Consider the following 18,026-nt stretch of genomic DNA (forward strand, 5'->3'; position numbering starts at 1 on the left):
GCGAGCGTACCGGGGCGCGTGCGACGCCCGCCGCGCGCGTCCGCCTCCGCCGCCCGGTCAGTCGACGGGCAGCGGGAACACGTCGAGGTAGACGCGCACGCGCCGGCGGTCGAGCCCGTCACCCGCGTCCTTGCGCGCCTTGGCGGCGTCGGTGTGCCGGTCGAGCACCTCTTGCAGCTCGACCTCGAGCGCCTCCGCCTCCTCGAGCGAGAGGCTGGACGTCGACGACGTGTGCAGCGCCGCGTCGTCCCACGGCGCCGCGTCGTCGATCGAGTCGAACCACTCCTGGAGCGTCTCCGCGCGCTCGGCGATGACCGCGCGCAGCGTCGTCTGGATCGCCAGCCGCGCACCCGGCTCCTGCATGTTCCGCCGGTCCAGGCTGAAGCCCACCGGTCGCCACCAGCGCTCGCGCCCGCCGGGCGCCGCGTGGGGGTCGTCCTCGATGATCCCGTGCCGCTCGAGCTGGCGCAGGTGGTAGCTGGTCTGCCCCGTGCTCTCGCCGAGCGCGCGGGCGATCTGGCTCGCCGTGCCCGAGCCGTGCGCGGACAGGTACCGGTACATCGCGATGCGCAGCGGGTGGGCGAACGCCTTGAGCGCCTCGGCGCCGAGCGGGTTGGGCAACTCGAGGGCCGGCCGCTCGGTTTCCGGGGTCGGGGGCTCGGACACGTCGGCGAGTTCGGGCACGTCCGTCTCGTCCTGGCCCTTGCGCTGCGTCATATGCAGAGATACCTTTGCATCGCTTCCTTTGCAGAGAATCCTTTGCATCCGATTCTCTGCATCCTACGACCAGCGTAACGGGGCAACCATGACCACGAGCACGCACGCGCCGACCACCGCGACGGCCTCGACGGGCCCCGCCGCGACGACGGGCACGACGACCAGCGAGACGACCAACCTCGACCCGCCCGCTGCACCGACCACCGACACCCCCACCCCCGTCGCCCTCGAGCCGCTCGGACGCAGGTTCACCGCGCTGCTCACGTCAACGGGCCTGGCGAACCTCGGCGACGGCGTCGTCCAGATGGGCGCCCCGCTCGTCGCCCTGACGCTGACCCGGTCCCCCGGCCAGCTCTCCCTGCTCGCGGCGGCGACGTGGCTGCCCTGGTTGCTGCTCGGCCTCGTCGGGGGCGTCGTGATCGACCGCACCGACCGCCGCAACGCGCAGGTCCTCGCGCTCGCCGCCCGCGGCATGCTCCTGGCCGCCGGCGCCGCGCTCGCGCTCACCGACCAGCTGTCGATGGTCGTGCTCGTCCTGCTCGTCCTCGCGTACGGCGTGACCGAGGTGTTCGCGGACCTGGCGCAGACCGCGCTGGTGCCCGACCTCGTCCCGCGCAGCCGGCTGCAGGCCGCCAACGGGCGGGTCCTCGCGACGCAGCAGGTCACCAACACGTTCGTCGGCAGCCCGCTCGCGGGTGGCCTGCTCGCGCTCGGCACGGGCTGGGTGCTCGGCGTGCCGGCCGCGATGGCCGTGATCGCGGTCGTCGTGCTGCTGCGCGGCATCCCCGGCCGGTACCGCGCGGAGCGCTCCGAGCCGACCCGGGCGAGCGCCGACGTCCGCGAGGGCGTCCGGTACGTCGTGCACCACCCCGTGCTGCGGCCGTTCGTGCTCGCGGGCGGCGTGATGAACATGGCGAACACCGCGTACATGGCCGTGTTCCTGCTGTGGGCCGTCGGTCCGGGCTCGCAGGTCGGGATCCGCGCCGAGCACTACGCGCTGCTCGCGACGCTGTTCGCACTCGGCGCGATCGGGGGCTCGCTGCTGACCGAGCGCCTGGTGCGCCGCCTGCCCGAGCTCGGCGTGATGTACGTCTGCTGGGGCGTCGTCGCCCCGATGCTGCTCGTCCCGGTACTCGTCCCGACCGTCGAGGCGATCGGCGTCGTCATGGTGCTGCTGGGCGCGACGAACACGATCGGCAACACGATCTCGATGTCGCTGCGCCAGCGCGTGGTCCCCCGGCACCTGCTCGGCCGCACGTCGGGCGCGGGCCGGACGATCGGCTACGGGCTCATGCCGATCGGCGCGCTGCTGGCCGGCGTGATCGGCGAGCAGGTGGGGATCGCCCCCGTGCTCGTCGGCGCCGCGGTGGTCACCGCGCTCGCCGCGTCGTACCCGGTGTTCACGGTCCGCCGCAGCACCGTCCGGGCGGCCGAGGCCGCCAACCCGGACCTCGCCACCGCCTGAGCCCTGGGGCGCTCCCGGGCCCGCGAGAACGAGCGAGGCCCGGATCCCCTCGGGGGTCCGGGCCTCGCTCGTCGGTCGGGGTGCTCAGTCGAGCAGGTCGTGCTTGATGATCGTCGCCTCACGGCCAGGGCCGACGCCGATCGCGCTGATCCGCGCACCCGAGATGTCCTCGAGGTACTGCAGGTAGCGCTGCGCCGCGGCGGGCAGGTCGTCGAGCTCGCGCGCGCCCGTGATGTCCTGCGTCCAGCCGTCCAGGTACTCGTACACCGGCCGGGCGTGGTGGAAGTCGGACTGGTCCGCGGGCATCTCCTCGTGCCGCGTGCCGTCCACGTCGTACGCGACGCACACCGGGATGCGGTCGCGGCCCGTGAGCACGTCGAGCTTGGTCAGCACGATGTCCGTGAGCCCGTTGACGCGCGAGGCGTACCGCGAGACCACCGAGTCGTACCAGCCGGTCCGACGAGGCCGCCCGGTCGTCGTCCCGAACTCGCCGCCGGTCTGGCGCAGCCACTCGCCGTCGTCGTCCAGCAGCTCGGTGGGGAACGGCCCCTCGCCGACGCGCGTGGTGTACGCCTTCGCGACGCCCACGACGCGGTCGATCCTCGTCGGGCCGATGCCCGAGCCCGTGCACGCGCCACCGGCCGTGGCCGACGAGGACGTCACGAACGGGTACGTGCCGTGGTCGACGTCGAGCATGGTCGCCTGGCCCGCCTCGAAGACGAGCGTCTTGCCCGCGTCGAGCGCCTGGTTGAGCACCAGCGGCGTGTCCGCGACGTACGGGCGCAGGCGCTCGGCGAAGCGCAGCAGGTCCTCGACCGTCTCGTCGACCGTGATCGCGCGGCGGTTGTAGACCTTCACCAGCAGGTGGTTCTTCTGGTCGAGGGCGCCCTCGACCTTCTGCCGCAGGATGTTCTCGTCGAACAGGTCCTGGATGCGGACGCCGACGCGGTTGATCTTGTCGGCGTACGTGGGCCCGATGCCGCGGCCGGTCGTGCCGATCCGGCGCTTGCCGAGGAAGCGCTCCGTGACCTTGTCGACCGTGCGGTTGTACGGCGCGATGACGTGCGCGGCCGACGAGACGAGCAGGCGCGACGTGTCGACACCGCGCGCCTCGAGCGCGTCGATCTCGGCGAACAGGACCTCGATGTCGATCACGACACCGTTGCCGATGACCGGGACGACGCCGGGCGACAGGATGCCGGACGGGAGGAGGTGCAGCGCGTACTTCTCGCCACCGACGACGACCGTGTGGCCGGCGTTGTTGCCGCCGTTGAACTTCACGACGTAGTCGATGCGCGAGCCGAGCTGGTCGGTCGCCTTGCCCTTGCCCTCGTCGCCCCACTGGACGCCGAGCACCACGACGGCGGGCATCTGATCACTACTCCCACGCTGCCAGACGGGCCGGAAGGGCACGGGGCGGCAGGTACCCGGTACCTCCGAGAGGGTACCCGATGGTCAAGAAGCGGTCAGGTCCGGTCCACAGGCGGCGGGGCCCGCGACGCCCACGACGACGGCGATCAGGCGCGCTCAGCGCAGCCCGGACACCTCGTCGAGCGAGGTCCCGGAGTCGAGCAGGAGCTGGCCGCAGCGCTCGGCCTCGTCGGTCTCCCCGATCGCGTCGGCGGCCTCGGCGAGCGCGAGCACCGAGCGCAGGAAGCCCTGGTTGGGCTCGTGGTGGGCGGGGATCGGCCCGCGACCGCGCCAGCCCGCCTTGCGCAGCGCGTCGAGACCGCGGTGGTAGCCGGTGCGCGCGTACGCGTACGCCGCGACCGGGTCGCCGGTGTCCTCGAGCGCCCGCTCGGCGAGCAGCGCCCAGACGATCGAGGCCGACGGCGCCACGCGCACGGCCTGGCGCGCGTCGTCGCCTGCACCGAGCGCCGCGCGCGCGTCCGCGTCCGGGCCGTCGGCGGGCAGGAGCGTGGGCTCGGGGCCACCGAGGAGGTTCTCGTGCGTCATGGTGTCAGTGTGCCGCGTCGCGGAGGCCCGCGGCAGATCCGGACAGGTGTCCGACTCCGCCGCGGTTCGGCGTGCGCACGTCCGCAGGGCCAACTAGGGTCGAGCAGCCGAGCCAGCACACCCCTTGGGGACGGACCATGATCGAGATCTCCACGTCGCCGACGAGCACGACGCTCGTCATCACAGGCGACCTCGACCTCGCGGAGCGCGACCAGTTCCCCGAGGTCGCCGCGCGGGTCGTCGGTCTGCGCCGTCAGCTCGTCGTCATCGACATGTGCCGCGTGACGTTCATGGACTCCACGGGGGCCGCGTTCCTCATCGCCCTCGCGGACTCGGCGCGCAAGCGCGGCGGTGCCGCCGCCCTGCGCGGCGCGGACCCGCGCGACCTGTTCGTCCTCGAGGTCTGCGGCGCGCTCGAGCTGTTCCGGGTCGACCCGGACCACCGCTGCGAGGACGCCCGGCCGGCGAGCGACTTCTCGGCCCCCGCCAGCACCTGAGCCCCTGCGTGCGCCGCGACCGGACCCGGCGTGACCGTACGCGTGTGCAACTGACCCGCCCGGGCGTCTGAACCGGGCGCCGCGTCAGCGCCCCGTCGCCGGCAGCGCGCCCGGGCGGACCTTCGCCCACACGACCTTGCCGCGGCTCGACTGCCGCCAGCCCCAGTCGGCGAGCCGCTCGACGATCTGCATGCCGAACCCGCCGACGCGGCCCGGGTGGCCGTCGGTGGACACGGGCGGGGCAGGGTTGCCGTCCTCGACCTCGATGCGCAGGCCGTCGCCCGTGTCGTAGAGCTGCAGCGAGACATGACCGAACCCGTGCAGCACGGCGTTCGCGACGAGCTCGGAGACCACGAGCTCGGCGTTCGCTGCGTCCGGCATCTCCCACGCGTGGCACGTGCGGACCACCGCGTGCCGCGCGCGGGCCACCGAGGCGGCCTCGCTCGGCAGGGACCAGCGCCGGCGCCGCGGGCTGCGTCCGCGCTCGGCGACGTCGCAGGGGTCGGGGACGCGCACGACGACGACCGCGACGTCGTCCTCGGGGTGGTCCGCGAGCCGTGACAGCAGCTCTTCGCCGATGCCCGCGGAGTCGCGAGCGGTGACCGCCGAGACGACCTGGGCGAGCGCCTGCAGGCCCTCGCGCAAGTCCCGGTCGCGCCGTTCGACGAGCCCGTCCGTGTGGTAGACGAGCACGTCACCCGGCGCAAGGACGAGCTCGGCGGTGTCCCGCTGCCCGCCGCCGAACCCGACGAGCGGCCCGCCGGCCCCCAGGAGCTGGGTGACCTGACCTTCGCGCACGTGCAGCACGGGCAGGTGCCCGGCGCGCGACCAGCGCAGGCGCCACGCCTCGCCGTCGCGGTGCAGGGTGGACAGCACCAGACCCGCCGCACGCGGGATGCGCATGCCCGCGACGAGCTGGTCGACACGTTCGAGCACCGGGCCGGGCAGAGTCACGTCGTACGCGTAGGACCGCACGACCGAGCGCAGCTGGCCCATCGCCGCCGCGGCCTCGACGTCGTGCCCGACGACGTCGCCGATCACCACGCCGACGACGTCGGGGGCGATCTGCAGCACGTCGTACCAGTCGCCGCCGACCTGCGCGTTCTCGGAGTTCGGCGCGTAGTAGGTCCAGACGTCGAGGCCCTCGACCTCGGCCTGCTGCGGGAGCATCGCGCGCTGCAGCGTCTCGGCGAGGCGGTGCTCACGGTCGTACAGGCGCGCGTTGTCGAGCACGAGCCCGACGCGCCGCGCGATGAGCTCGAGCACGGTCGTCGTCGCCTCGTCGAGCTCGCCGGGCTCGCGCGGCTGGACGACGAGCACGCCGATGACCCGGCGCCGCCCCGGCACGGGCAGCACGAACGCCCGGCCGCCACCCATGACTCCCCCGCGCCCCTGACGGCCGTCCACGTCGCCGACCGTCACGTCACCGCTCGTCTCGCGCGCGATCCGCTCGGCGAGCCAGTGCGACGCCGACGCGCGCGGGTGCGCGTGGTCGAGGACGAGCTCGACCGGCCGGTCCTTGTCGCCGTCGAGGAGCTGCTGCACCTCGTCCTGCGGCGCGTGCGCCTCGTCGCCGCCGTCCGCGCGCCGCGTCTCGCCGTGCCTGCTGCCGCGGCCCGAGGGCGGTCGCAGGTCGCTCGCGGCGTCCAGGGGACGCAGGCCGCCGTCGTTGACGTAGAACGACGCCCACCGGACCACGGTGCGCCGCAGCAGCGCGGCGATCTCGTGCAGGGGCGTCACGCGGTCCGTCACGTCCATGAGCAGGTCCGAGACCTGCACGATGATGTTGACGCTGCGACGTTCCTGCCGCTCGGCCTCGACGATCCGGGCCTGCTCGGCATCGTGCGTGAGGCGCTCGGTGCGGTCCTCGAACGCCACGATCCAGCGCTCGGGCGCACCCCCGCCCGGGTGCGGGACGGGTGAGAAGTGGACCTTGCACCGGAACAGCGAGTCGTCGGCGCGCGGGATCGACAGCTCGGCCGTCGTCGGCTCGCCGCGCTGCAGCCGCGCCCGCAGCGCGGCCATCTCGCCGTGCCGCCGGACCTCCGGCGGGACGGGGCGGCGCTGGCGCTCCCGGGCGCCCGCGGCGTCGTACCCCGTGGCCTGCTCGAACGCCGCGTTCGCCCACACGATGCGCAGGTCGCGCGCGTCGCACATCGCGAACGGCACCTGCGTGGACTCCAGCGCGAGCGCCAGGACGTCGACCGAGGGCGGCTCCGGACGGTCGTCGGCACCACCGGAGCCGTGACTCGCGACAGATCCGGACGTACTCGTCGTGCCCTGGGTGTTGACCGCGACCACCTCCGATCGTCTAGCGTGCCGAACGGGAGCGACGCCGTCCTGGCGTCGTCCTCGCCGGAAGGAGCACCGTGCGCGACGGTAACAGCACGATCGAGGGCGGGCCCGTCCAGCCGACGGCCGGTCCCGCGCAAGACCCGTCGCACCGCGACGGGGAGCAGGGGGGCGTCCACGTCATCGTCGGGGCGGACGCGACGAGGATCGTCCTGTCAGGGGAGGTCGACGCCGACCTCGGGGCCGAGCTGCACGAGGCGACGACCGAGGCGGAGAACGTCGGGCTGCCGATCGAGGTCGACGCGCATCACGTCACCTTCATGGACTCGTCGGGCGTCGCGTTCCTCGCGCGCCTGTCGATCCGCTCGCAGCACCGCGTGCGGCTGCTGCGCGTCCCGCCGACCGTGCGCTTCCTCCTCGAGGTCACGCGCATCGGCGAGCTGCTGGACGTGGTCGAGGAGAGCGACGAGCGCGAGTTCCAGCCCGTCGCACCGGACGCCCGGCCCCACTGAGGCCGGTCGCCACGAACGAACGAGCCGCGCGGCCCCTCCAGGGACCGCGCGGCTCGTCGTGTGCGACGCGGGTGCGTCAGCGCTGGGTCAGCGCAGCTTCTGGCCCGCCGAGCGCAGCTGCTGGGCAGCCTCGACGATGCGCGCGGCCATGCCGGCCTCGGCCAGCTTGCCCCACGCGCGCGGGTCGTAGGCCTTCTTGTTGCCGACCTCGCCGTCGATCTTCAGCACGCCGTCGTAGTTGCGGAAGAAGTGGTCCGCGACCGGGCGGCTGAACGCGTACTGCGTGTCCGTGTCGATGTTCATCTTGATGACGCCGTTGTCGACCGCCTCGGCGATCTCCTCGGCCGTCGAGCCCGAGCCACCGTGGAACACGAGGTCGAACGGCGACTCCTTGCCGAGCTCCGCGCCGACGGCCTTCTGGATGTCCGCCAGGATCGACGGGCGCAGCTTGACCGCACCGGGCTTGTACACGCCGTGCACGTTGCCGAACGTGAGGGCCGTCAGGTAGCGGCCCTTCTCGCCCGAACCGAGCGCGCGGACCGTGGCCAGGCCGTCCTCGGCCGTGGTGTAGAGCTTGTCGTTGATCGCGGCCTCGTGGCCGTCCTCCTCGCCACCCACGACGCCGACCTCGATCTCGAGGATCGTGCGCGCGGCCTGCGAGAGCTCGAGGAGCTCCGCGGCGATGACGAGGTTCTCGTCGAGCGGGATGTCCGAGCCGTCGAACATGTGCGACTGGAACGTCGGGTTCTCGCCGCGCTTGACCTGCTCGGCCTCGAGGGCGAGCAGCGGGCGGACCCACGAGTCGAGGTTCTTCTTGACGCAGTGGTCGGTGTGCAGCGCGATCGTCACGCCGTAGTGCTTGGCGACCTCGGTCGCGTACGCCGCGAGCGCGAGCGAACCGGAGACCCGGTCCTTGATCGTCGAGCCCGACGCGTACTCCGCGCCACCGACCGAGACCTGGATGATGCCGTCGGACTCAGCCTCCGCGAAGCCCTGGATGGCGGCGGTGACGGTCTGCGACGACGTGATGTTGACGGCCGGGTAGGCGAACTTGCCCGCCTTCGCCCGGTCGATCATCTCCGCGTAGACCTCGGGGGTGGCGATAGCCATCTGCTCACATCTCCTGTGGCTTGTGTGGGGGTGGTGTCGCCCCCGAGTTTGCCACTACCGGGCGTTCGCGCGTCCGGGACGTCCTTCCCATGGACGTCCCACGCCGCGAGGACTCAGCCCTCGTCGGCGGTGCGGGCCGTCAGGCCCGCGTGCTGCGTGACCCACGTGTGCATCGCGATCGCAGCCGCGGCGCCCGCGTTGATCGAGCGCGTCGAGCCGAACTGCGCGATGTGCAGCACGTCGACCGCGGCCGCACGCGCCTCCTCGGACAGCCCCACGGACTCCTGGCCGAACAGCAGGACGCACGCCCGGGGCAACGGGTACCCCTCGAGCGGCACCGAGCCGGGCAGGTTGTCCACGCCCAGCACCGGCAGGTCCTCCGCGTTGGCCCACGCGATGAGCTCGCCCACGCTCGCGTGGTGCTGCACGTGCTGGTAGCGGTCGGTCACCATCGCGCCGCGGCGGTTCCACCGGCGGCGTCCGACGATGTGCACGCGCGCCGCCAGGAACGCGTTGGCGGTACGGACCACCGACCCGATGTTCAGGTCGTGCTGCCAGTTCTCGATCGCGACGTGGAACGCGTGCCGGCGCAGGTCGAGGTCCGCGACGATCGCCTCGAGCGTCCAGTAGCGGTACCGGTCCGCGACGTTGCGGCGGTCGCCGTGGGCGAGCAGGTCGGGGTCGTAGCGGGGGTCGTCCGGCCACGCCTCCGGACCCCCTGGCCACGGAGGGACCCCGACCTCGGACTCCTCCACGAGGCCAACGTAGTCCGGTCGGTCGTCCGGTTCTCGCCGACCGGCCCCGTGTCGCCCGGCCCGGTCAGGCCAGGCCCGCGGCGAGCTCGGCAAGCACGTCCGCCGCGTCGTCGTGCCGCGCGAGCGCAGCCGACTGCCCCAGCCACAACGACTGCAGCTCGCCCAGGTCCCGTGCGCCGGCCGGGCCGCGGAACTGCCCGGTGAGCCAGTTCTGCGCCGGGAACGGCGCCACCTGGCCCGAGCGCTCGATCTCCCGCACGGCGCGGTTCGGCACGCCGCGTGACAGGCGCCCGCTCATGGCGCTCGTCAGGACCGTGCCGTGCGCGGGGGTCGCGGCGATCGCGGCGCGGTGCGCGTCGCTCGCCGCCGACTGCCGCGTGCGCAGGAACGCGGTGCCGACGACCACGCCGTCCGCCCCGAGAGCGCGCGCCGCGGCGACCCCGCGACGATCGGCGACTCCCCCGGCCGCGAGCACCGGGACGCGGACCGCGTCGACGACCTGCGGCACCAGGGAGAACGTCCCGACGAGCGCGTCCGACGCGCGGTGCAGGAACGAGACCCGGTGCCCCGCCGCCTCGGCGCCGCACGCCACCACGGCGTCGACACCGGCGTCCTCGAGCGCACGCGCCTCGTCGACCGTCGTCGCCGTGCCCACGACTCGGGTGCCACTCGCGTGCGCACGCTCGACCACCCACGCGGGCGGCGTGCCGAACACCAGGCTGAGCACCGCCGGGCGGGCGTCGAGGGCCGCCGTGAGCTGGTCGTCCACGTCGGGCAGGAACGCCGCGGGTTCGTCCGGCTGCGCGAGCCCGAGCTCGTCGAAGAACGGCGCGACCGCCGCGCGCGGGCCGGTCAGGTCGACGTCACCGGGCCGGACCTCGTCGCCCGTCGCGAGCCACAGGTTGAGCGCGAACGGACGGTCCGTCGCGGCGCGCAGCGCGGCGGCCGTGCGTGCGATCCGCTCGGCGTCGTAGCCGTACAGGCCGTACGACCCGAGCCCGCCGAGCCGGCTCACCGTCGCGGTGAGCTCGACCGACGACACGCCGCCGAACGGTCCGAGCACGATCGGGAGGTCGATGCCGAGCAAGGTCTCGAGCCGTCCGCTCATCGGGTGTCCTCTCTCGCTGAGCCGCGCGTGCGCGACGGCTGCGTCGTCACGTCGCGAGGCCAATCCAGCACAGACGGGCCGGCCCGGTCAGCACCGCGTCCACGCCTCGGGCGTCGCCTGCGCTCGTCGGCCCGTCCCCGCCCGCTGCACGCGGACGTGCACAGAGTGCGCACAGCAGGCCCGCAGCCGGGTCACAGCCCGCCCCGTACGCTGGGTCACATGCTCACGACGACCGCGCTCGCGGCGATCGCGCCTGCCTCCGGGCCGCTGCACGCCCTGGGACCCGACTTCCTCAACGCCGAGCACCTCATCGAGTCCTTCGGCACGTTCGCGCTGCTCGGCATCATCGTCGTGGTGTTCATCGAGACGGGCCTGCTGTTCCCGCTCCTGCCGGGCGACTCGCTGCTGTTCACCGCGGGCGCGCTCGTCGCGCAGGACATCCTGAACTTCCCGCTGTGGCTGCTGTGCCTGCTGATCTTCCTGGCGGCGTTCCTCGGGGACCAGACCGCGTTCCTCATCGGCCGCAAGCTGGGGCCCAAGGTCTTCAACAAGCCGGACTCACGCTTCTTCAAGCAGTCGTACATCGACCAGACGTACGCGTACTTCGACAAGTACGGCGGCCGGACGATCATCGTCGCGCGCTTCGTGCCCATCGTGCGGACGTACGCCCCGGTCGCGGCCGGCGTCGGCAACATGCGCTACCGGCACTTCGTCTCCTACAACGTCGTGGGCGCGCTGCTGTGGGGCGTGGGCGTGACCCTGCTCGGCTTCGCGCTGGGCAATGTCTCGTTCGTCAAGGAGAACATCGAGGCGCTGCTCGTCGTGATCGTCCTGATCTCCGTCGTGCCGATGGCGATCGAGGTCTGGCGCGCGCGCCGCGGCGGTCCCGCCGAGAAGCGCGACGAGCGGTACGACGAGCCCGGCGAGCGGGCGCAGATCGAGAGGAAGTCGTTCGAGTGACGCGCGAGATCAAGGCCTGGCTGTCCGACATGGACGGGGTCCTCGTCCACGAGGGCATCGCCGTGCCCGGCGCCGCGGAGTTCGTGCGCGCGCTGCGGGACGCCGAGCGGCCGTTCCTCGTGCTCACGAACAACTCGATCTTCACGCCGCGCGACCTGCGCGCCCGGCTCGCGACCTCCGGCATCGACCTGCCCGAGGAGGCGATCTGGACCTCGGCGCTCGCCACCGCGCAGTTCCTCGTCGACCAGATGCCCACGGGCTCGGCGTACGTCATCGGCGAGGCGGGGCTCACCACCGCGCTCTACGAGGCCGGCTACACGCTCACCGCGGCCGAGCCCGACTTCGTCGTCCTGGGCGAGACGCGCACGTACTCGTTCGAGGCGATCACCAAGGCGATCCGGCTGATCCAGGGCGGCGCGCGCTTCATCTGCACCAACCCGGACGTCACCGGGCCGTCGGTGGACGGCGACCTGCCCGCGACGGGTGCCGTGGCCGCGATGATCCAGGCCGCGACCCGGCGTCAGCCCTACTACGTGGGCAAGCCCAACCCCATGATGATCCGGTCCGCGCTGAACCGGATCGACGCGCACTCCGAGCACACCGCGATGGTCGGCGACCGCATGGACACCGACGTCGTCGCCGGGATCGAGGCCGGGCTGCGCACCTTCCTGGTGCTCACCGGCTCGACGCGGCCCGCGGACGTGGAGCGCTTCCCGTTCCGCCCCTCAGAGATCGTCGACTCGGTCGCGGACCTGGTCGAGCGCGTGCGCTGACCCCGCCGGGACCTAGGTCCCACGCCGCGGCGCGTCTCATTGGGGAGATTCGCCCGATGACGACACCGGCGCCCCGCTCGCCCGCCAGGCCGACGAACCGGCGTCGGCGCGGGCCGGGGTGGGTGCCGCGCGAGCACGGCGCCTGGGCGATGCTCGTCGTCCCGGTCGTCGTCGGGGCCGTCCTGACGGGTGCCACCTGGCGCCATGCGCTGCTCCTGGTCACCTGGCTCGTCGCCTACCTCGCGTTCCACGCGACCGGGCTGTGGCTGCGCGCCGCGCGCCGCGTGCGCTACTGGCCGCCCGTGCGCGCGTACGGGATCGGCGTCGTCGTCCTGGGCGGCGCACTGCTCGCGAGCGCCCCCGGCCTGCTGCGCTGGGCTCCCGTCTACGCGCTGCTGCTCGCGACGAGCCTCGCGTGCTCGGTCCGTCGCGCCGACCGGTCGTGGCTCAACGACACCGTGACGGTGGGTGCGGCGATGCTCATGACGGTCGTCTCGGCCGGGCTCGGGAGCGACGCGAACCCCTCGGCGCTGCGGCTCACCGACACGTGGCTGCCGCCCGGCGCGGGCGACGTCGCGGTGTGGGCGACGACCGCGGTGCTCGCCGCGTACTTCCTCGGCACCGTTCCCTACGTCAAGACGCTGCTGCGCGAACGCGGCAACCGCGCGGTGCTGACGGCCTCGATCGCCTACCACGCGGAGCTCGTCGCGCTCGCGTGCGCGGTGCTCGCGATCCTCGTGGCACGCGGCGCCGAGGCCGGCAGCATCGCCGTGGCCGGCGCGCTCGTCGCGGGGGCCACGGGTCTGCTGCTGCGCGCGATCCTCGTGCCTCAGCGTCGGCCGTGGCCCAGCGCCCGGGCGATCGGGTTCGGCGAGATCGCCGCGACGCTCGTCGTGACCGCCATCGCGTGCGTCACCCCGGCGCTCGTCAGCCTCCCGACGGCGGTCTAGCCGGCGGTCTGCCGACCCGCGCTTGACCGAGCCGTGCCCGACGCGGCGGTCGGTCCGTTCGTCCTACGGAAATGCTTTTCCATCGGCTTACCGTGGATTGACCACAGCCGGACCGCTCGGCGGTGTTCATGCACGAAGGAGAGACTCGATGGACAAGACCCAGAAGATCGCTCTCGTGACCGGTGCGCACAGCGGCATCGGTCGAGCCACCGCCATCCGCCTCGCCGCAGATGGCCACGCCGTCGTGTGCGCCGACGTCCTGGGCACCGACGACACCGTCGCGCAGATCGAGGCCGCGGGCGGCACCGCGTTCGGCGTCACGCTCGACGTGTCGAAGGCCGCCGACTGGGACGCCGCGATGGCCGCCATCACCGAGAAGTTCGGCGGGGTCGACCTGATGGCCGCGGTGGCGGGCGTCGTCAACCGCTTGAGCCCCGACACGGTCGTCGACCTCACCGAGGAGGCCTGGGACCACGTGCTCGGCATCAACGCGAAGGGGATCTGGCTCGGCATGCGCGCCGTCATCCCCTCGATGCTCGAGCGCGGCGGCGGCCGCATCGTCAACATCGCCTCCCTCGCCGCGCACAAGGGCCTGCAGGGGCTCGCGTCGTACACCGCGTCGAAGGGTGCGGTCGAGGCGCTCACGCGTCAGGCCTCGGTCGAGTACGGGCGTCAGGGCATCCTGATCAACGCCATCGCGCCCGGCACGATCGAGACGCCCATCAACGCCGCGCTCCTCGCGACGCCGGAAGGCGCCGCAGCGAGCCTCGCGACGACCACCATCGGCCGGTGGGGCCAGCCCGCCGAGCTCGCGGCGGCCGTCTCGTTCCTGCTCAACGAGGGCTCGTTCGTCAACGGGCAGGTCCTGCTCGTCGACGGCGGCTGGGACGTCTCGGGTGGCGTCTCGTACGACTCGACGACCATGTGACCTCCAGCCCGCTGGGGCCACGGCGAAGGGCCGGTCGCTCGCGGCGACCGGCCCTTCGGTGTCTCGTGGGTCCGGCCTCGTCGCCAGGGACGGGGTCAGAACCGGACGGGGTCAGACATGGACGGGGTCAGAACTGGACGGGGTCAGAACTGGACGTTCGGCGCCTGACGGACCTGCGGGTCCTCGACCTCGAAGTACTCGGCCCGCTCGAAGTGGAACATCCCGGCGATGACGTTCGTCGGGAAGGTCTCGATCTTCGTGTTGAGGCTGCGGACGTTGGCGTTGTAGAAGCGCCGGGCCGCGGCGATGCGGTCCTCGGTCGTGGACAGCTCGTTCTGCAGCTGCTGGAAGTTCTCGCTCGCGCGCAGCACCGGGTAGTTCTCCGCGACGGCGAACAGGCGCCCGAGCGCCTGCGTCAGCTGGTTCTCCTGCGCCGCCTGCTCGGCGACCGAGGCGCCAGCCCCGGCCGCGGCGGCGCGTGCACGCGTCACCTCGTCGAACACCGCGCGCTCGTGCTGGGCGTAGCCCTTGACGGTCTCGACGAGATTCGGGATGAGGTCGTGCCGGCGGTGCAGCTCGACGTCGATCTGGCGCCACGACTCCTGCACCAGGTTCCGCAGCCGCACCAGCGCGTTGTACTGCGCGATTGCCCACAGCAGGACGATGACGACGAGCACGACCACGACGATCGCGACGATGGCTCCAGCAGGCACGACGGCTCCTTCTCCAGGGGTTGGCGTGAGCCTAGCGGGCCAGGGGATCGTGCCCGTGGTCCAGCCAGACATGTCGCGGGACGGCGTCCGCGATGGCGGCCAGCAGCGCGATGCGCGCGTCCAGCCGCTGCAGGTTCGTGCGCCCCGACGCCCAGGTCAGGAGCGTGGTCCCCTCGATGCGCCACGCGACGCGACCCTCGCGCAGCAACCGCTCGACGAGGCGCGGGTGCAGGATCGCGTGGCCTACCGCCAGGTCCGTCGCACGCACCACGAAGCGCTTGTTGAACTCGTCCGACTCGACGTCCAGGTCGACCTTCCCGAACGCGGTGGCCAGGCGCGAGCCCACCGACTCGGGCGTGACCTCCAGGTCCGGCAGGAACGCCGGGAGCTGCAGCGTGACGAGGTGGAACGTGTGCGTCGTCGTCGAGCGGCTGCCGTCGCTGTCGGTGCTCGACGTCTCGTACGAGTACACGAACGACAGGAGGTCGTAGCCCTGGAACGACCCCGCGACCACGTCGGCGACCTTGCGGTTGTCTCCCGTGCCGAACGGCGTGCCACGCCAGCGGCTCACGAGTGAGCGGTCCGCCGGGAGCCGGTGCCAGCGGCGCGGCTCGAGCCACGCGTCCAGCGCCTTCTGGTGCTTGCGGTGCGAGATCACGGACCAGGTCAGCAGGCCGCCCATGAGCACGAGCCCGACGGCCAGGACGAGCACCACCGGGTTCGGTCCGCTCTCGAGGAAGCCGGCGTCGACGAACGTGTCGGGCTCAGGCACGACGCGCCTCCGAACGGGCGTCGAGCCACACGTGCCGCGGGATGTGGTCGACGACCGTGTCGAGCAGGCGCAGGCGGTCGTCGAGCACGTCGACCCGCGTGCCCGTCGCGTCCCACGTGCGGATCCAGCGACGGTCGATCTCCCACGACCCGCCCGCGAGATCCGGCTCCAGGAGCCGCTGAGCCAGGCGAGCGTTCAGGATGGCGTGCGCGGTGCGCGGGTCCTCGGCGCCGGCGAAGTACGCGTCGTTGAAGTCCGCGGACTCGATCAGGTGGTCGATCGCGCCGGCAGCCTTGGCCACCGCGGTGCCGACGCCCTCGGGCTGCACCTGCATCTTCGGCAGCGCGACCGGGAGGCGGATCGCCACCACGTGCACGTCTGCCCAGACCTTCAGGCCGTACTTCTCCCGCACCAGGTAGCGGAACGTGAACGAGATCGTGTCGCGACCCTTGCGGGCGTCCCCCTTCAGCATGGCGCCGCCCCACGACGGCGTCCCCGTCACGCGGCACGCCCGCACGACGTCGACCGCCATGTGCTCACCGCTCGCGTACCCCGGCTCGAAGGGCGAACCCGTCAGCACCGCCAGCACCGAGTCGTCGCGCGGCGCGTACGCCCAGCCTCGCTCCTGCGCCCACTGCTCCACCGCCCGCGAGAGCACACGGTGCCGCCGGGACTGCGAGGTGTATGCGAGGTAGACGAGCGTGCCCGCGCACAGCCAGAACAGGACGCTCAGCGCGTCGAGGAGCGGCCCGTCCCCCGCGATGCGGCCGACGACGATCACGAACGCAGCGCCGCCCGCAGCGGCCCAACCCAGGCGTCGGTGCGTCAGCCACGCGGGCATCGTCGTCTCCCCCTGCGCGCCCGGTCAGGCCAGACCGAGGTCCGTCAGGTCGAACAGGAAGTGGTACGGGACGCCGAGCGCCTCGATCGCCTCGCGCGCGCCCGTGCCGCGGTCGACGATGACCGCGACGCCCGCGACCTCGCCACCCGCCTCGCGCACGGCCTCGACCGCGGTGATCGCGGAGCCACCCGTCGTCGAGGTGTCCTCGAGCACGACGACTCGTCGGCCCGTGACGTCCGGTCCCTCGATCCGACGCTGCAGCCCGTGGGCCTTGCCCTCCTTGCGCACCACGAACGCGTCGACGTCCTGCCCGCGGCTCGCCGCGGCGTGCAGCACGGACGTCGCGACCGGGTCGGCACCGAGCGTCAGCCCGCCCACCGCGTCGACCTCCGCGGTGCCGAGGCCGACCTCCTCGAGCAGGTCGAGCATGAGGTGGCCGATGAGCGGCGCGGCACGGTGGTGCAGCGTCACGCGGCGCAGGTCCACGTAGTAGTCGGCCTCGCGGCCGGACGAGAGCGTGACCTTGCCGTGCACCACGGCGAGGTCGGTGATGAGCTGGCGGAGCTGGTCGCGCGGGCTGGCCGCGAGTGCGTCGTCGGTCACGCCGGGAAGGCTACCGGGACGAGGCGTTCACCCGGCAGGTTCGTCCACAGGCCGCGGGGTGCCCTCCACCGCCTTGCGGTACCGCCCGACTGCGCGGATCGCGCTGCGGGGTGCCAGGCGGGCCGCCGCCGCGACCGTGCGGTAGCGCAGGCTCGGCGTCGAGATCACCACGCCGCGGCGCACGTCCGCGAGCGCCTTGGCGACCACGTCCTCCGCGTTGAGCCACGCGACCTGCGGGTACGCCGAGACGTCGATGCGCCCGCGCTCGTGGAACTCGGTGTGCACGAACCCCGGGCACAGCGCGGTCGCCGTGACACCCGTGCCCTTGAGCTCGACCGCGAGCCCCTCGGTGAACGTGCGCACCCACGCCTTGTGCGCCGAGTACGTCCCCGACGCGAGCAGCGCCGCGATCGACGCGACGTTGAGGATCGCGCCCCGGCCGCGCGCGACCATCGCCTCGGCCGCCGCGTGCGACAGGACGAGCGGCGTGCGGACCATCAGGTCGAGCGCGGCCTCCTCGCGTGCCAGGTCGCCGCCGACGAAGTGCTGGTTGAGCCCGAGGCCCGCGTTGTTGACCAGCAGGCCCACGGGACGCTCGTCGTCGCGCAGCCGGTCCGCCACGCGCTCGACCTGCGCACGGTCCGCGAGGTCCGCGACGAGGACCTCGGCGCGGATGCCCGCGCCCGCCTCGAGCTGTGCGGCGAGGCGCTGCAGGCGCTGCTCGTCGCGTGCGACGAGCACGAGGTCGTGCTTGGCCGTCGCGAGCTGCCAGGCGAACTCCAGGCCCAGGCCGGCGCTGGCGCCGGTGACGAGTGCGATTCCCACCCCGCCACCCTACGGACGCCGGGGCGCCGGGTCACTCGCTGACGCGTGTCGCTCGCCCGTGCCTGCTCGGGGGCAGGACCGGGTCCGGCTCCGGCTCCCGTGACGCGCGGACGTGGCCCCCGGGCGTCGGGAGGGTGTGGACGAGCGGGAGGAGGTGTGGGTGAGGGCTCGTAGGGTGGGCGCGTGCACCCGGACGACACCTCGCCTCAGGACCGGCTCGCGGACGAGCCGTGGCCCGACGAGCCGCCG

General features: G+C 73.0%; 19 protein-coding genes. 7 read left to right on the forward strand and 12 right to left on the reverse strand.

All coding sequences use genetic code 11. The annotated features are described in order from the left end of the window. Positions 1–57 precede the first annotated feature (57 nt). Entirely contained in the window at positions 58–717 is a 660-nt protein-coding gene (locus CGE01nite_RS08030; protein ID WP_141370118.1) for an ArsR/SmtB family transcription factor, read from the reverse strand. An 88-nt stretch (positions 718–805) separates the two neighbouring features. Between CGE01nite_RS08030 and CGE01nite_RS08035 the strand changes: the two genes are divergently transcribed. After that, entirely contained in the window at positions 806–2,182 is a 1,377-nt protein-coding gene (locus CGE01nite_RS08035) for an MFS transporter (RefSeq protein WP_141370120.1), read from the forward strand. Positions 2,183–2,266: 84 nt separating this feature from the next. Here the strand turns inward: CGE01nite_RS08035 and CGE01nite_RS08040 are convergent, their stop codons facing one another. Both CGE01nite_RS08040 and CGE01nite_RS08045 read right to left on the reverse strand, forming a co-directional pair. Beyond that, a complete protein-coding gene (locus CGE01nite_RS08040; protein ID WP_048342336.1) occupies positions 2,267–3,553 on the reverse strand; it encodes an adenylosuccinate synthase in 1,287 nt (428 codons plus the stop codon). A 156-nt stretch (positions 3,554–3,709) separates the two neighbouring features. Further along, complete coding sequence (locus CGE01nite_RS08045) at positions 3,710–4,138, reverse strand: DUF3151 domain-containing protein (RefSeq protein ID WP_048342335.1); 429 nt, start codon at positions 4,136–4,138, stop codon at positions 3,710–3,712. Between the two features lie 137 nt (positions 4,139–4,275). Here CGE01nite_RS08045 and CGE01nite_RS08050 point away from each other — a divergent pair, with 137 nt between their 5' ends. Continuing rightward, positions 4,276–4,635, forward strand: coding sequence for an STAS domain-containing protein (locus tag CGE01nite_RS08050; RefSeq protein WP_048342334.1), 360 nt, complete (start codon positions 4,276–4,278; stop codon positions 4,633–4,635). Between the two features lie 84 nt (positions 4,636–4,719). Here CGE01nite_RS08050 and CGE01nite_RS08055 read toward each other — a convergent pair whose 3' ends face one another. Continuing rightward, positions 4,720–6,936 carry an ATP-binding SpoIIE family protein phosphatase gene (locus tag CGE01nite_RS08055; RefSeq protein WP_229747500.1) on the reverse strand — a complete coding sequence of 739 codons (2,217 nt, stop codon included), beginning with the start codon at positions 6,934–6,936 and terminating at the stop codon, positions 4,720–4,722. Between the two features lie 68 nt (positions 6,937–7,004). Between CGE01nite_RS08055 and CGE01nite_RS08060 the strand changes: the two genes are divergently transcribed. Next, positions 7,005–7,439: an STAS domain-containing protein gene (locus CGE01nite_RS08060; RefSeq protein ID WP_082156254.1), complete on the forward strand. Its 435-nt coding sequence runs from the start codon at positions 7,005–7,007 to the stop codon at positions 7,437–7,439. An 87-nt stretch (positions 7,440–7,526) separates the two neighbouring features. On the opposite strand, the gene fbaA is transcribed toward CGE01nite_RS08060, so the two are convergent. From fbaA to CGE01nite_RS08075, 3 genes are all read right to left on the reverse strand, one after another. Beyond that, positions 7,527–8,549, reverse strand: coding sequence for a class II fructose-bisphosphate aldolase (gene fbaA, locus CGE01nite_RS08065; protein WP_048342333.1), 1,023 nt, complete (start codon positions 8,547–8,549; stop codon positions 7,527–7,529). 113 nt (positions 8,550–8,662) lie between these two features. Continuing rightward, positions 8,663–9,304: a TrmH family RNA methyltransferase gene (locus CGE01nite_RS08070; RefSeq protein WP_048342332.1), complete on the reverse strand. Its 642-nt coding sequence runs from the start codon at positions 9,302–9,304 to the stop codon at positions 8,663–8,665. Between the two features lie 64 nt (positions 9,305–9,368). Further along, positions 9,369–10,412 (reverse strand): NAD(P)H-dependent flavin oxidoreductase, encoded by a 1,044-nt coding sequence (locus tag CGE01nite_RS08075; protein ID WP_141370123.1) that lies wholly within the window; start codon positions 10,410–10,412, stop codon positions 9,369–9,371. A gap of 219 nt (positions 10,413–10,631) precedes the next feature. On the opposite strand from CGE01nite_RS08075, the gene CGE01nite_RS08080 reads away from it, so the two are divergent. The 4 genes from CGE01nite_RS08080 to CGE01nite_RS08095 all read left to right on the forward strand — a co-directional run bounded on the left by CGE01nite_RS08080 (position 10,632) and on the right by CGE01nite_RS08095 (position 14,023). Beyond that, positions 10,632–11,372 (forward strand): VTT domain-containing protein, encoded by a 741-nt coding sequence (locus tag CGE01nite_RS08080; protein WP_048342330.1) that lies wholly within the window; start codon positions 10,632–10,634, stop codon positions 11,370–11,372. Then, positions 11,369–12,145, forward strand: a complete 777-nt coding sequence (locus CGE01nite_RS08085) for an HAD-IIA family hydrolase (RefSeq protein ID WP_048342329.1) — start codon at positions 11,369–11,371, stop codon at positions 12,143–12,145. Before CGE01nite_RS08080 ends, CGE01nite_RS08085 begins: the two co-directional genes overlap by 4 nt. Positions 12,146–12,201: 56 nt before the next feature. Next, a complete protein-coding gene (locus CGE01nite_RS08090) occupies positions 12,202–13,095 on the forward strand; it encodes a YwiC-like family protein (RefSeq protein ID WP_141370125.1) in 894 nt (297 codons plus the stop codon). Positions 13,096–13,243: 148 nt separating this feature from the next. After that, the gene (locus CGE01nite_RS08095) at positions 13,244–14,023 is read left to right on the forward strand and encodes an SDR family NAD(P)-dependent oxidoreductase (protein ID WP_141370127.1); all 780 of its coding nucleotides are present in this window, start codon (positions 13,244–13,246) and stop codon (positions 14,021–14,023) included. A gap of 143 nt (positions 14,024–14,166) precedes the next feature. Here the strand turns inward: CGE01nite_RS08095 and CGE01nite_RS08100 are convergent, their stop codons facing one another. Genes CGE01nite_RS08100 through CGE01nite_RS08120 form a run of 5 tightly spaced genes read right to left on the reverse strand, consistent with a single transcriptional unit; the run spans position 14,167 to position 17,777 of the window. Continuing rightward, a complete protein-coding gene (locus CGE01nite_RS08100) occupies positions 14,167–14,736 on the reverse strand; it encodes a LemA family protein (protein WP_048342327.1) in 570 nt (189 codons plus the stop codon). Between the two features lie 31 nt (positions 14,737–14,767). After that, complete coding sequence (locus CGE01nite_RS08105) at positions 14,768–15,508, reverse strand: hypothetical protein (protein WP_141370129.1); 741 nt, start codon at positions 15,506–15,508, stop codon at positions 14,768–14,770. After that, positions 15,501–16,349: a hypothetical protein gene (locus CGE01nite_RS08110; protein WP_141370131.1), complete on the reverse strand. Its 849-nt coding sequence runs from the start codon at positions 16,347–16,349 to the stop codon at positions 15,501–15,503. The genes CGE01nite_RS08105 and CGE01nite_RS08110 overlap by 8 nt, the downstream gene beginning before the upstream one ends. A gap of 24 nt (positions 16,350–16,373) precedes the next feature. After that, positions 16,374–16,952: an orotate phosphoribosyltransferase gene (gene pyrE, locus CGE01nite_RS08115; protein WP_048342325.1), complete on the reverse strand. Its 579-nt coding sequence runs from the start codon at positions 16,950–16,952 to the stop codon at positions 16,374–16,376. A gap of 27 nt (positions 16,953–16,979) precedes the next feature. Beyond that, positions 16,980–17,777, reverse strand: a complete 798-nt coding sequence (locus CGE01nite_RS08120; protein WP_048342324.1) for an SDR family NAD(P)-dependent oxidoreductase — start codon at positions 17,775–17,777, stop codon at positions 16,980–16,982. Positions 17,778–18,026 lie beyond the last annotated feature (249 nt).

Source organism: Cellulomonas gelida, from assembly GCF_006538725.1.
Lineage (GTDB): Bacteria > Actinomycetota > Actinomycetes > Actinomycetales > Cellulomonadaceae > Cellulomonas > Cellulomonas gelida.